Raw genomic sequence first — 12,285 nt, 5'->3', positions numbered from 1 at the left:
GCGGGCTCCCGCCGGGGGCCCTATACTGGTCAGCCAGAGTGTGTCGTGTCGACCCTGCTCGACGGGTTCCACCGCAGGCCACGTAGAAGCGACGTACCCGCCCGGCTTCAGGGGATGCCAGGCTGGGCCGCCGCAGTTTCCAGACCCAGGCAGCCAGAAGGGGAGTTCCGGCGTGTCACCCAGTGCTTCATTGATCGACCGCATCGAATCCATTCCGCGGCGTGAGCTGTATTTCTTCGCGCTGTACCGGGTGCTGATCGCCGCGGTCATCGCCGCCCTGCTCTACAGCCCCTTGTCAGGCATGGTCGGCGAAGCCCATCACCCGCGTCTGGCCGATACCGTCGCGGCCATCTACCTGGTGCTTTCGCTGCTGGCCCTTGCAATCGGTCGCAACGAACGCTGGCTGCGCCCGATCGTGGTCAGCAGCGTGCTGGTGGACATCATCGCCGCCACGCTGCTGGCGCATGCCCTGCCCGGTGCCAGCGCCGGCATCTCGATGTCGCTGCTGTTCAACATCGCCGCGGCCGCCACCCTGCTGCCTTTGAGCTGGGGTCTGGGCCTGGCGATCGTTGCCAGCCTGGCCACCGGTACCGAATACCTCTGGAAAGTGCTCGAAGGCGGCGACCCTACCCGCACGCTGGCCGAGCTGGCCATGTTCGCCACCAGCTACCTGGCGCTGGCCTTCATCAGCTACCAGGTGGGCAACCGCGCGCGCCGCAACCAGCAGCTGGCCAACCAGCGCGGCGACGAAGTTGCCAACCTGTTCCAGATCAACGAACTGATCATCCGCCGCATGCGAACTGGCGTACTGGTGGTGGACGCCGACAACCGCATCACCCTGGCCAATGAAGCCGCCTCGATGCTGCTGGGTGACGGCGACGGCAACGGCGAGAGCGGCCGCCTGGACCTGGCCAGCGCCGCACCGGAGCTGGCGCGCCGGCTGCAGCGCTGGCGCAACGGCTGGGCGCAGGACGAACTGCCGCTGCAGCTCAACCCCGACCAGCCGGAAGTACAGCCGCGCTTCGCCCGCCTGCTGGCAGGCAGCGAACTTGCCCTGGTGTTCCTGGACGACTCCAGCGTGGTCTCGCGGCGCGCCGAATCGCTCACCCTGTCTGCCATGGGCCGCTTCTCGGCCAGCCTCGCCCACGAAATCCGCAACCCGTTGGCGGCGATCAACTACGCCGTGCAGCTGCTGGAGGAAGGCACCGGCTTCAATGAGAGCGACCGCCGCCTGCTGCAGATCATCCGCCAGCAATGCCAGCGCACCAACGGCATCGTCGAGAGCGTGCTGGGACTGGCACGGCGCGAACGCGCCACTCCCGAGAACGTCGACCTGGTCGCCTTCGTGCGCCGCTTCGTGCTGGAGTACAAGCAGGGCCAGACGCTGGAAACCGACAGCATCGAACCGATCATCAGCGACACGGCGGTGATGGCGCAGGTCGATACCAGGCACCTGTACCAGGTGCTCATCGTGCTGGTGCACAACGCACTGAAGTACGGCCGCATCGGCCAGCAGCCGGCGCGGGTGCGCCTGCGCGTCGCGCAGCACGAGCGCAGCGCGGTGATCGACGTGATGGACCGCGGCCCGGGCATTCCCGAGACCGTGGCCGCACAGCTGTTCCGTCCGTTCTTCACCACCTCCGAGCACGGCACCGGGCTGGGCCTGTATATCGCCCGCGAGTTGTGCCGTGCCAACCAGGCACGGCTCGACTACATCCCGGTGCCGGCAGGCGGCTCCTGCTTCCGCTTGGTGCTGCCCGGCCCGCACACGCTGTTGCCCACCTGATTCCAAATCTGTGCGTCAAACATTTGTCGCTTCCAGCCCCCTCGTTTATCTTTCACGCCCATGAACGAAACCCGCAGCGCCCTCGTCGTCGACGATGAACGCGACATCCGCGAACTGCTGGTACTGACCCTCGGCCGCATGGGGCTGCGCATCAGTACCGCCGCCAACCTGGCCGAAGCACGCGAACTGCTGGCCAGCAATCCTTACGATCTGTGCATCACCGACATGCGCCTTCCGGATGGCAACGGCATCGAGCTGGTCAGCGAGATCGCCCAGCACTACCCGCGCACGCCAGTGGCGATGATCACCGCGTTCGGCAGCATGGACCTGGCGGTGGAAGCGCTGAAAGCCGGCGCCTTCGACTTCGTCAGCAAGCCGGTGGACATCTCGGTGCTGCGTGGCCTGGTCAAGCACGCACTGGAACTCAACAACACCGAACGCCCTGCGCCCGGCCCCGCCACCGAACAGGCTGCACGCCTGCTGGGCGCTTCGCCGGCCATGGACGTGTTGCGCATCACCATCGGCAAGGTCGCGCGCAGCCAGGCACCGGTCTACATCCTCGGTGAATCCGGGGTTGGCAAGGAACTGGTCGCTCGCACCATCCACGCCCAGGGCGCGCGTGCGGCCGGCCCGTTCGTGCCGGTCAACTGCGGCGCCATTCCGGGCGAGCTGATGGAGAGCGAATTCTTCGGCCACCGCAAAGGCAGCTTCAGCGGCGCGCACGCCGACAAGCCCGGCCTGTTCCAGGCCGCACACGGGGGCACCCTGTTCCTGGACGAAGTGGCCGAGCTGCCACTGCAGATGCAGGTGAAGCTGCTGCGCGCCATCCAGGAAAAGTCGGTGCGCGCAGTGGGGGCGGCCAACGAGGAACCAGTGGACGTGCGCATCCTCTCGGCCACGCACCGTGACCTGGCCGAACTGGTCGAGGACGGGCGCTTCCGCCACGACCTGTATTACCGCATCAACGTGATCGAACTGAAGGTGCCGCCGCTGCGCGAGCGCCGCCAGGACCTGCCGGAACTGGCTGCCGCCGTGCTGGCGCGGCTGGCCCGCAGCCACGGCCGTGCCACCCCGCTGCTGGCGCCGTCGGCGCTGGAAGCGCTGGCCCACTATGCCTTCCCGGGCAATGTGCGAGAGCTGGAGAACATTCTGGAACGCGCGCTGGCACTGGCCGAAGAAGACCGCATCGGCGCCGACGACCTGCGCCTGCCACAGCACGCGCCGCGTACACCCGGCAGCGGCGCGCCCGCCGAAGCCGTGGCCGACCTGCAACCCGGCAGCGCTGCCCTGCCCTCGTACATCGAGCAACTGGAACGCAGCGCCATCCAGCGCGCGCTGGAAGAGAACCGCTGGAACAAGACCCGCACCGCCGCGCAACTGGGGATTACCTTCCGCGCGCTGCGCTACAAGTTGAAGAAGCTGGGAATGGAGTAGAGCCGAGCCCATGCTCGGCTGCTCGTCGGGCCATCAGCCGAGCATAGGCTCGGCTCTACCTCAATCCTTGGTAACGCGATTGATTTCGGCCAGGCTGGTCACGCCCGCGGCGGCCTTCTTCAACGCTGATTGCCGCAGGTCATTCACCCCGATCTGCTGCGCCGCCTCGGCAATCTGCAGTGCATTGCCACCGGCCAGCACGATGGTGGCGATCTCATCGGTCATCGGCATCACCTGGTAGATACCGGTTCGGCCCTTGTAGCCCTCGGTGCACTCATCGCAGCCCACCGCCTCGTACAACTGGATGCCCGCATCCAGCTGCGCCTGGGTAAAGCCCTCGGCCAGCAGCGCATGCTCCGGCAGGTTGGCCGGGCGCTTGCAGTTGCCGCACAACCGGCGTGCCAGGCGCTGCGCGATCACCAGCGTCACCGAGCTGGTGATGTTGTACGGGGCGATGCCCATGTTCATCAGGCGCGCGATGGTCTGCGGCGCATCGTTGGTATGCAGCGTGGACAGCACCATGTGACCGGTCTGCGCCGCCTTGATCGCAATCTCGGCCGTCTCCAGGTCGCGGATTTCGCCGACCATGATGATGTCCGGATCCTGTCGCAGGAACGAGCGCAGCGCCGCGGCGAAGGTCATGCCGCGCTTGTTGTTCTGCTGCACCTGGTTGACGCCAGGCAAGCGGATTTCCACCGGGTCTTCGGCAGTGGAAATATTGCGCGTCTCGTCGTTGAGGATGCCCAGCGCGGTGTACAGCGACACGGTCTTGCCCGAACCAGTGGGGCCGGTCACCAGCACCATGCCGTACGGCTTGTGGATGGCGTCGTGGAACAGCTTCTGCTGGTCCGGCTCGTAGCCCAGCTTGTCGATGCCCAGCTTGGCCGCGCTGCCATCGAGGATACGCAGCACCACCTTTTCACCGAACAGGGTCGGCAGCGTGCTGACGCGGAAGTCGATCTGCTTGCTCTTGGACAGGTTGAGCTTGATGCGCCCGTCCTGCGGCACGCGCTTCTCGGCAATGTCCAGCTGCGCCATCACCTTCAGGCGCGCGGCAATGCGCTGGTTCAATTTCACCGGCGCGCGCGCCACCATCTTCAGCAGGCCGTCGATGCGCAGGCGCACGCGGTAATCGTCTTCGTAGGGCTCGAAGTGGATGTCCGAGGCGCCCTTGCGGATCGCATCGACCAGCACCTTGTTGACGAACTTCACCACCGGGGTGTCGTCGCCCTTCGCGTCGATGCCGGAATCGCCGCCGGTGGCGCCGAGATCCTCGTCGCCGACCGCCACGTCCAGATTGCCCATGCCTTCGTCATCGCCCCCCAGGGCGTCGCCGAGGGTGTCGTGGCTGGCGTGCCATTGCTCCAGGGTCCGGCGGATCTGGTCCTCATCGACCAGGATCGGTTCCACCACCAGGTTGGTGTGGAACTTGATCTCGTCAAGCGAATGGGTCGGATTGCTGGTGCCCACGAACAGCTTGCCGCCGCGCTTGAACAGCGGCAGCACGTTGTGCTTGCGCAGCAGTTCCTCGCTGACCAGGCTCATCGCATTCTGGCTGGCATCGAAGGTGGACACATCGAACAATGGCATGCCGAACTCGACCGCGTTGGCGGCGGCGAGTTGCGAGGCATTGACCAGCTTGTTCTGCGCGAACCACGTAGGCAACGGCTGGCGGGCGGCGGCGGCCCTGGCCATGGCGTCGCGGGCGGCGGCCTCGTCCAGGGCCCCGTCCTGCACCAGGCGACGGGCCAGGCCGGTGATGCCGACAAGATTGGCGGTGGTGACAGCGTTCATATGGATCCTTGGCTCATGGGGTCACGCAGTGCCGTGCGCCTTCCAAGGGCACCACACAGGGCAGCAGAACCTTCCGCGACCGATCGGCCAACGGCATCGCCATTCCATGAGCAACAGTGCATTGCCTGGCCCTCCCGGCCCGGCAGGTTCGATCCTGACTCCCCTGGGGATGATAGCTCCGTCAAGGGCTGGTCAACATCCCAGCAGAGGACTGAAGTGTGATCAGCAACCCGTTGGACGATAGCGCGCTTCGAAGGCGCTGCCGTCGCAGGTCCAGATGCCTTCGGCCGAGCGGCGCAGAATCAGGTCCTTGCCCTCCAGCACGCTGTGGCCCTTCAGGGTGCAGCTGATGTGGCCAACACCGGATTCGCTGAGTTCGGCTTCCACGATCGAACAATGGGCGTTCTGAGCACCGCCGATGAGTTCAGGCGTGACATCGCTGACGGGACGTCCCTGATAGACGACGATCTCCACCAGCGTCTTGCCTGGACTGATGTCTGCCAACGCCGCCGTCAACTGAGTGCGTACGATGTATGGCTGGAATGCCACCATCGCAATCGCGGCAAGTATGGCAATGATGGCTACCACGACCATCAGCTCGATGAGCGTGAAACCCTTCTGCGTATTCATGACTCCCCCTGTACTTTCCAGCAATCCCCATTGCTGCGCTGTCGACTGGAACTTCTACTCCAGTCAGCACAAGGCCCGCCGAAGCGGGCCTTGTGTCTGGTTCTCGCAGGGCAGGCAGCGCCAAAGGCTCCCAGCGCTCCACGAAACCGGCTATTACTGGGTGCAACCCTTCGGACGGAACTTTTCCAGCACATCCGTGGTGACGCAGGAGAAGCCACCAGCGGTCGCGGTGGCGCCCGAGCCGCTGGCTTCGGCGTAGTTCAGTGCGATCGTGGAAGAACCACCGATACGGCCCGGATCACGGATGGTGCAGGTCATGCCGGTCGCAGCAACAGCGATCAGGGAGCAAGCACCGGTGCTGGCAGACTGGAAGCCGGCATTCGTCACCGTCGGAGTGCCACCGTCGCTGATGACCATCTCGAACTGGGTCTTGTGCGAGGCCAGGTCGGCCAGCGCAGCGGTGACCTTCGACTTCGAGGTGTAGTCCTGGTAAGCCGGCAGCGCGATGGCGGCCAGGATGGCGATGATCGCGACGACGATCATCAGTTCGATAAGGGTGAAGCCCTTCTGGTTCTTCATTTGGTACATCCCCAAGATAGTGGTGGTTGAGTTCAGTGCACGGGATCGGACCGGACAGCGCCGGTTGAGCGGGCCCCGTACCCTGCGGGTGGATCAACGCAGGTTGCGTGCCAACCCCGGCACGCCTCCCCCTGGATTTCCCCGCGCCCATGATGGCAGCAATTTTGCGGATGGGAACCCCCCCCCATCCGAATCTGCGATGGACGCGGCAATGTGACGCAGTGCGTCACCTTTGGCCGGCAGCCGGCACGAATTCGCATGCAGGGGCCCCTGCCAACTGCCCATACGGCCTTGAACCCGCTACCATCGATGGCTAGTTACCCGCCTGGGGATGGCGGGTCTTGGGGAGCCAACATGTCTGTCAGTCGCAGTGCGATCAAGAAGGAGCCGGTGGCGCGCGCCACCATGGAGCTGCAGCCGTTTGTCTGGGAGGGGATCGACAAGCGGGGCGTGAAGATGAAGGGCGAGCAGCTGGCCAAGAACGCCAACCTGCTGCGTGCAGAGCTGCGCCGCCAAGGTATCAACCCCGGGCAGGTCAAGCCCAAGCCCAAGCCGTTGTTCGGTGCCGCCGGCAGCCCGGTCAAGCCGAAGGACATCGCGTTCTTCAGCCGGCAGATGGCTACGATGATGAAGTCCGGCGTGCCGATCGTATCGGCACTGGACATCATCGCCAGCGGGCACAAGAACCCGCGCATGAAGAAACTGGTGGATACCATCCGCACCGACATCGAAGGCGGCTCTTCGATGTACGAGGCGGTCAGCAAGCACCCGGTGCAGTTCGACGAGCTGTACCGGAACCTGGTGCGGGCCGGCGAAGGCGCCGGTGTGCTGGAGACTGTGCTGGACACGGTCGCCACCTACAAGGAAAACATCGAAGCGCTGAAAGGCAAGATCAAGAAGGCGCTGTTCTACCCGATCATGGTGGTGGTGGTAGCCATGTTGGTCAGCGGCATCATGCTGGTGTTCGTGGTGCCGCAGTTCGAAGACGTGTTCAAGAGCTTCGGCGCCGAGCTGCCCGCCTTCACCCAGATGGTGGTCAATCTGTCGCGGTTCATGGTGTCATGGTGGTGGCTGATGTTGCTGGTCGCGATCGGCTCGGCAGTTGCTGCGATCATGGCCTACAAGCGCTCGCCGAAGATGCAGCATGCGATGGACCGCTTCGTGCTGAAGGTGCCGGTGATCGGGCAGATCATGCACAACAGTGCCATCGCCCGCTTCTCGCGTACCACCGCCGTGACCTTCAAGGCCGGCGTACCGCTGGTGGAGGCGTTGGGCATCGTGGCCGGCGCGACCGGCAACACCGTGTACGAGGAGGCGGTGCTGCGCATGCGCGACGATGTCTCGGTGGGCTACCCGGTGAACGTGTCGATGAAGCAGACCAACCTGTTCCCGCACATGGTCATCCAGATGACCGGCATCGGCGAAGAGGCCGGCGCCCTGGACGCCATGCTGTTCAAGGTGGCCGAGTACTATGAGCAGGAGGTCAACAATTCGGTGGATGCCCTGAGCAGCCTGCTGGAGCCGATGATCATGGTGTTCATTGGTACCATTGTGGGCGGCATGGTGATTGCCATGTACCTTCCAATCTTCAAACTCGGCGCCGTCGTCGGATAAAAAATACATGGCATTTCTCGACCAGCATCCCGGCCTCGGCTACCCCGCCGCGGCCGCCCTGGGACTGCTGCTGGGCAGTTTCCTGAACGTGGTCATCCTGCGGCTGCCCAAGCGGCTGGAGTGGCAGTGGAAGCGCGATGCGCGCGAAGTCCTGGAGGAACCGGACTTCTATGAGCCCCCCCCACCAGGGATCGTGGTGGAGCCGTCGCACTGCCCGCACTGCAAGCACAAGCTGAGCTGGTACGAGAACATCCCGCTGTTCAGCTGGATCATCCAGGGCGGCAAGTGCCGACACTGCAAGGCGCCTATCTCGCTGCAGTACCCGCTGGTGGAGGCGCTGACCTCGGTGCTGGTGCTGGCCTGCGTCTGGCAGTTCGGCTTCGGCTGGCAGGGCTTCGGTGCGATCGTGCTGACCTGTTTCCTGATCGCCCTGTCCGGCATCGACCTGCGCACGCAGCTGCTACCTGACCAGTTGACCCTCCCGCTGATGTGGCTGGGGCTGATAGGCAGCATCGACAACCTGTACATGCCGGCCAAGCCCGCCCTGGTGGGTGCGGCGGTGGGTTACCTGTCGCTGTGGACGGTCTGGTGGCTGTTCAAGCAGCTGACCGGCAAGGAAGGCATGGGCCACGGCGATTTCAAGCTGCTGGCGGCCCTGGGCGCCTGGTGCGGGCTGAAGGGCATCCTGCCGATCATCCTGCTGTCGTCGGTGCTGGGCGCCATCATCGGCTCGATCTGGCTGTACAGCCGGGGCCGTGACCGCGCCACGCCCATCCCGTTCGGGCCGTACCTGGCCATCGCCGGCTGGCTGTACTTCATGTGGGGTGCACCGCTGGTGGAGCAGTACCTGGTGATGAGCGGGCTGCGCTGAGGGGAGTCCCCATGAGCCGCTATGTGGTGGGCCTGACCGGGGGCATCGCCTCCGGCAAGAGCGAAGTGACCCGGCGCTTCGAGGCGCTGGGCATCGTGGTGGCCGACGCCGATCTGGCCGCACGGTCCGTGGTGGCCGACGGCAGCCCGGCGCTGGCCCGCATCGCCGAGCGCTTCGGCGCCGACATGCTGCTGGCCGACGGCAGCCTGGACAGGGCCCGCCTGCGCGCCCACGTGTTTGCCGACCCGGCCGAGCGCACGGCGCTGGAAGCGATCACCCATCCGGCCATCCGCCTGCTGATGCAACAGCAGTGCGATCAGGCTGGGAGCCCTTACGCCATTGCCGCCATTCCGCTGCTGACCGAGGTGGGCGGGCGGAAAGCCTACCCGTGGCTTGACCGGGTGTTGCTGGTGGATGCACCCGAGGCGGTGCAGCACGCCCGGCTGATGCGGCGCGATGGCATCGACGCGGCACTGGCCGACCGGATGATTGCCGCCCAGGCAAGCCGTGCGCAGCGGTTGGCCCTGGCCGATGACGTGGTGGCCAATGATGGGCAGCCGGAGGATCTGCAGGTGCAGGTGGAACAGCTGCACGCGCGTTACCTGGGGTTGGCTGGGGGCTGAGGCAGGTTGCCGGCCAGCGGCCGGCACTACCGTGGGGCATCCCAAGCGCGGCGTGGATCTCCTGTAGAGCCGAGCCCATGCTCGGCTGCGATCATCAAGCCGAGCATAGGCTCGGCTCTACACAGGGCGTTTCGCATCCATGCGCGGACCTGCTCCACCTGTTCACGCGCGGCGACGACTACTGCAGCGTCGCCGCCCCCCGGGCCTTCTCAGCCTGCAACTGCTGCTGCGCATGGCAGGTAAGCTCGCGCGCTGCCAGCAGCAGCCCTTCCACGGCGTCCGGCGGCATGACCTGCAGCGCGCCTCCGCGGGTGCGTGCGATATGCGCGGCATACATCATCCGGGTCAGGATGGTGATGCCTGCGACGGTGCGCCTGACGTCTGCCAGCGTGCCTGCCAGGGGCGGCTTCAACCCGGCGCGCTGTGCTGCGCCATCAGTGATGTCGTCCAGATCCAACTGTGCCACGAGGATCGGCATCAGGCCGTCTGACCGCGACAGCAGGTTCTCGACCCGCTGGGCAACGTCCGCGGACAACTGGCTGACCGATTCGCCAACCAGCTGATGCAGGTTGGGATAACGGGTACGGTGTGACATGGCGATGCTCCTGACAGGCGACGGACGATCCGACGCTGGCATCTGGCCATCTGCGCATCGGCCCGTCAGGAGGCAAAAGCGTCAACGGCGGCGTGGATGCGCGGAACCGTGAGCCACGGCACATCCAGGCAGGCATGCGGCCCGCGCGGAGCGCAGGCTGGGCCGGCGGCAACAGACATGTTGATGCCACCAGGGCGGTAGATCCGTGCCATACCTTGATGGTGGATGCCAGGCATCAGTGCCAACCAGGGTTGGCACCCACCAGGACAGATCCATGTGCCAACTCAGGTTGAAATCCACTCAAGCAGATTCATGTGCCGATCCGGCTCGGCCACGCCGCCGTTACAGCGGCTTCGGCGAGAACGTCAGGGTAGCGATCACGCCGCGCTCGCCGCCCGGGCGCACGCTTACCTGCCAGCCATACAGATCGCACAGGCGGCTGACGATCGACAGGCCAATGCCGCCCCCCTGCGAATGGCCGGCATGGGTGCCACGGTAACCACGCTGGAACAGCTTGGCGGCGTCCTCCTCGCTCAGGCCCGGGCCGCTGTCGGTCACGGACACCGAGTTGCTGCCGACAAAGACGCGTACTTCGCCATCCTGCGAGTACTTCACCGCGTTGCCGATCAGGTTGCCCAGCGCCACCGACAGCGCAGCTTCGGGCGCATCGATCACCAGGTTGCGCTCGCCTTCCAGCAGCAGCTCCAGCGGCTTGCCGCCCAGCTGCGCGCGATGCGCGTCCAACAGCTGCTCGGCCACGCGGGCGACGTTGCTGGTGCCCTGGCCCCGCTCGTTGCGCGACAGCAGCAGCAGCGCGCCGATCAGGTCGCTGCACTGTTGTTCGGCGCGCTGGATGCGCTGCAGGCGCTGCAGCACCTTCTCGTCCAGACCGGGCCGGGTCAGCAGCAGCTCGGTGGCACCACGGATCACCGCCAGCGGCGTGCGCAGTTCGTGGCTGACGTCTGCATTGAACTCACGGTCGCGCTGCACCACTTCGGTCAGCCGCGAGGAATAGTCATCCAGCGCCTGTGCCAGCTGCCCCACTTCGTCATCGGGGAAGCGTGGTGCAAGCGGCTCGGGATCACTGGTGCCGCCGCGGTAGGCGCGCAGCCGCGCGGCCAGGTCCGACACTGGCTTCATCACCTTCGAGGCCGACCACCAGCCCAGCACCAGCGACAACACGCTGAACACCAGGACCGACAGCACCAGCGCGCGGTTGAGCTGTTTGCCACCGCGCACGCTGTCGGTCATGTCATAGGCCAGGAAGAACCAGGCGTCGGGCGCTTTACGCACCGCCAGCTTGTAGGCATACGGCTGCCCCTGCTCATCGGTGCCACTCAGGTTGTAGTTGCCGTTCTGCAGGTCTGCCCACTGCGGCCAGGACTCCCGGGCTTTGTCGAACTTGTCAGCCGAATACGCGTATGCCCGGATCTGCTGCACAGGTACGGCCGGGTTACGCCCAGGATGCTCGTAGAAGCGGCGCGCGTACTCTTCGATGTTGTGGTTGATCACGTCTTCCACCAACTGGTTCTCCACTCGCATGCGGGCCCAGTTGGTGGCGAACGCGAACAGTGTCGTCAGGCAGAAGCCCAACAACACGAACGAGACGATGATGCGGCTCCGCAGGCGCCGCCGATAGGGCGTGCGCCGGCGCTCCCCCTTGGTTGCCACCGAATCAGGCTTCCGGAGTGGCGATGCGGTATCCGATGCCATGGCGGGTCTGGATCAGCGGCACTTCAAACGGCTTGTCGACCACTGCACGCAGGCCATGGATGTGCACGCGCAGGGAATCCGAATCGGGCAGTTCTTCGCCCCACACACGGGTTTCCAGCTCCTGGCGGGTCACCACGGCCGGGGCCGCTTCCATCAGCGCCTGCAGGATCTTCAGTGCGGTCGGGTTGAGCTGCAGCAGCTTGCCCTGGCGGCGCACTTCCAGCGTATCCAGGTTGTATTCCAGGTCGCCGGTTTCCAGCACGCGGGTCTGCACGCCCTTGCCGCGTCGCGACAGGGCGTTCAGACGCACTTCCACTTCCTGCAGCGCGAACGGCTTGATCAGGTAGTCGTCTGCACCGGAATCGAAGCCGGCCAGCTTGTTGTCCAGCGAGTCGCGGGCAGTGAGCATCAGCACCGGGGTCTGCTTGCGCGCTTCATTGCGAAGCTTGCGGCAGACCTCGATACCGTCCATGCCTGGCAGATTGAGATCCAGCACGATCGCGTCGAACTCGTGCACCACGGCCAGGTGCAGACCGGTAACCCCGTCAGCCGCGAAGTCCACGGTGTGCCCCCGGTCTTCCAGGTAGTCGCCCAGGTTGGCCGCAATGTCGCTGTTGTCTTCGATTACCAGGATTCTCACTGTCAC

The 12,285-nt window shown here is 65.4% G+C and carries 11 protein-coding genes; 5 read left to right on the top strand and 6 right to left on the bottom strand.

Going from position 1 to position 12,285, the window contains the following annotated elements; all coding sequences use genetic code 11:
- Positions 1-172 precede the first annotated feature (172 nt).
- Together D7Y61_RS19570 and D7Y61_RS19565 are read left to right on the top strand one after the other, a co-directional pair.
- Positions 173-1,786 (top strand): ATP-binding protein, encoded by a 1,614-nt coding sequence (locus D7Y61_RS19570; RefSeq protein ID WP_180868705.1) that lies wholly within the window; start codon positions 173-175, stop codon positions 1,784-1,786.
- A gap of 60 nt (positions 1,787-1,846) precedes the next feature.
- Entirely contained in the window at positions 1,847-3,220 is a 1,374-nt protein-coding gene (locus D7Y61_RS19565) for a sigma-54-dependent transcriptional regulator (RefSeq protein WP_180868704.1), read from the top strand.
- Positions 3,221-3,280: 60 nt separating this feature from the next.
- On the opposite strand, the gene pilB is transcribed toward D7Y61_RS19565, so the two are convergent.
- From pilB to D7Y61_RS19550, 3 genes are all read right to left on the bottom strand, one after another.
- Positions 3,281-5,014, bottom strand: coding sequence for a type IV-A pilus assembly ATPase PilB (gene pilB / locus D7Y61_RS19560; RefSeq protein WP_180868702.1), 1,734 nt, complete (start codon positions 5,012-5,014; stop codon positions 3,281-3,283).
- Between the two features lie 222 nt (positions 5,015-5,236).
- Entirely contained in the window at positions 5,237-5,644 is a 408-nt protein-coding gene (locus D7Y61_RS19555; protein ID WP_180868699.1) for a pilin, read from the bottom strand.
- Positions 5,645-5,797: 153 nt separating this feature from the next.
- On the bottom strand, positions 5,798-6,223 hold the full coding sequence (locus D7Y61_RS19550; protein WP_180868697.1) for a pilin: 426 nt from the start codon (positions 6,221-6,223) through the stop codon (positions 5,798-5,800).
- A gap of 354 nt (positions 6,224-6,577) precedes the next feature.
- On the opposite strand from D7Y61_RS19550, the gene D7Y61_RS19545 reads away from it, so the two are divergent.
- The 3 genes from D7Y61_RS19545 to coaE are packed head-to-tail and all read left to right on the top strand — an operon-like array spanning position 6,578 to position 9,331.
- Complete coding sequence (locus D7Y61_RS19545; protein ID WP_180868695.1) at positions 6,578-7,837, top strand: type II secretion system F family protein; 1,260 nt, start codon at positions 6,578-6,580, stop codon at positions 7,835-7,837.
- Positions 7,838-7,844: 7 nt separating this feature from the next.
- Positions 7,845-8,708 carry a prepilin peptidase gene (locus D7Y61_RS19540; RefSeq protein WP_032128827.1) on the top strand — a complete coding sequence of 288 codons (864 nt, stop codon included), beginning with the start codon at positions 7,845-7,847 and terminating at the stop codon, positions 8,706-8,708.
- Positions 8,709-8,719: 11 nt separating this feature from the next.
- Entirely contained in the window at positions 8,720-9,331 is a 612-nt protein-coding gene (gene coaE / locus D7Y61_RS19535) for a dephospho-CoA kinase (RefSeq protein ID WP_180868693.1), read from the top strand.
- 178 nt (positions 9,332-9,509) lie between these two features.
- On the opposite strand, the gene D7Y61_RS19530 is transcribed toward coaE, so the two are convergent.
- From D7Y61_RS19530 to D7Y61_RS19520, 3 genes are all read right to left on the bottom strand, one after another.
- A complete protein-coding gene (locus D7Y61_RS19530; RefSeq protein WP_180868691.1) occupies positions 9,510-9,926 on the bottom strand; it encodes a hypothetical protein in 417 nt (138 codons plus the stop codon).
- Positions 9,927-10,268: 342 nt separating this feature from the next.
- Positions 10,269-11,639: a sensor histidine kinase gene (locus D7Y61_RS19525; RefSeq protein ID WP_180868690.1), complete on the bottom strand. Its 1,371-nt coding sequence runs from the start codon at positions 11,637-11,639 to the stop codon at positions 10,269-10,271.
- Positions 11,602-12,279 carry a response regulator transcription factor gene (locus tag D7Y61_RS19520; protein WP_005410804.1) on the bottom strand — a complete coding sequence of 226 codons (678 nt, stop codon included), beginning with the start codon at positions 12,277-12,279 and terminating at the stop codon, positions 11,602-11,604. The genes D7Y61_RS19525 and D7Y61_RS19520 overlap by 38 nt, the downstream gene beginning before the upstream one ends.
- Positions 12,280-12,285 lie beyond the last annotated feature (6 nt).

This window comes from Stenotrophomonas maltophilia (assembly GCF_013464485.1).
In the GTDB taxonomy this organism is placed as follows: Bacteria; Pseudomonadota; Gammaproteobacteria; order Xanthomonadales; family Xanthomonadaceae; genus Stenotrophomonas; species Stenotrophomonas maltophilia_AW.
The sequence above is the reverse complement of the archived record's forward strand: the minus strand, read 5'-3'. Positions and strand labels throughout refer to the sequence as shown.

Coding starts and splice junctions, on each gene's coding strand:
- D7Y61_RS19565 (WP_180868704.1), top strand. CDS start 1,847: ATGAACGAAACCCGCAGCGCCCTCGTCGTCGACGATGAACGCGACATC.
- pilB (WP_180868702.1), bottom strand. CDS start 5,014: ATGAACGCTGTCACCACCGCCAATCTTGTCGGCATCACCGGCCTGGCC.
- D7Y61_RS19555 (WP_180868699.1), bottom strand. CDS start 5,644: ATGAATACGCAGAAGGGTTTCACGCTCATCGAGCTGATGGTCGTGGTA.
- D7Y61_RS19550 (WP_180868697.1), bottom strand. CDS start 6,223: ATGAAGAACCAGAAGGGCTTCACCCTTATCGAACTGATGATCGTCGTC.
- D7Y61_RS19545 (WP_180868695.1), top strand. CDS start 6,578: ATGTCTGTCAGTCGCAGTGCGATCAAGAAGGAGCCGGTGGCGCGCGCC.
- D7Y61_RS19540 (WP_032128827.1), top strand. CDS start 7,845: ATGGCATTTCTCGACCAGCATCCCGGCCTCGGCTACCCCGCCGCGGCC.
- coaE (WP_180868693.1), top strand. CDS start 8,720: ATGAGCCGCTATGTGGTGGGCCTGACCGGGGGCATCGCCTCCGGCAAG.
- D7Y61_RS19530 (WP_180868691.1), bottom strand. CDS start 9,926: ATGTCACACCGTACCCGTTATCCCAACCTGCATCAGCTGGTTGGCGAA.
- D7Y61_RS19525 (WP_180868690.1), bottom strand. CDS start 11,639: ATGGCATCGGATACCGCATCGCCACTCCGGAAGCCTGATTCGGTGGCA.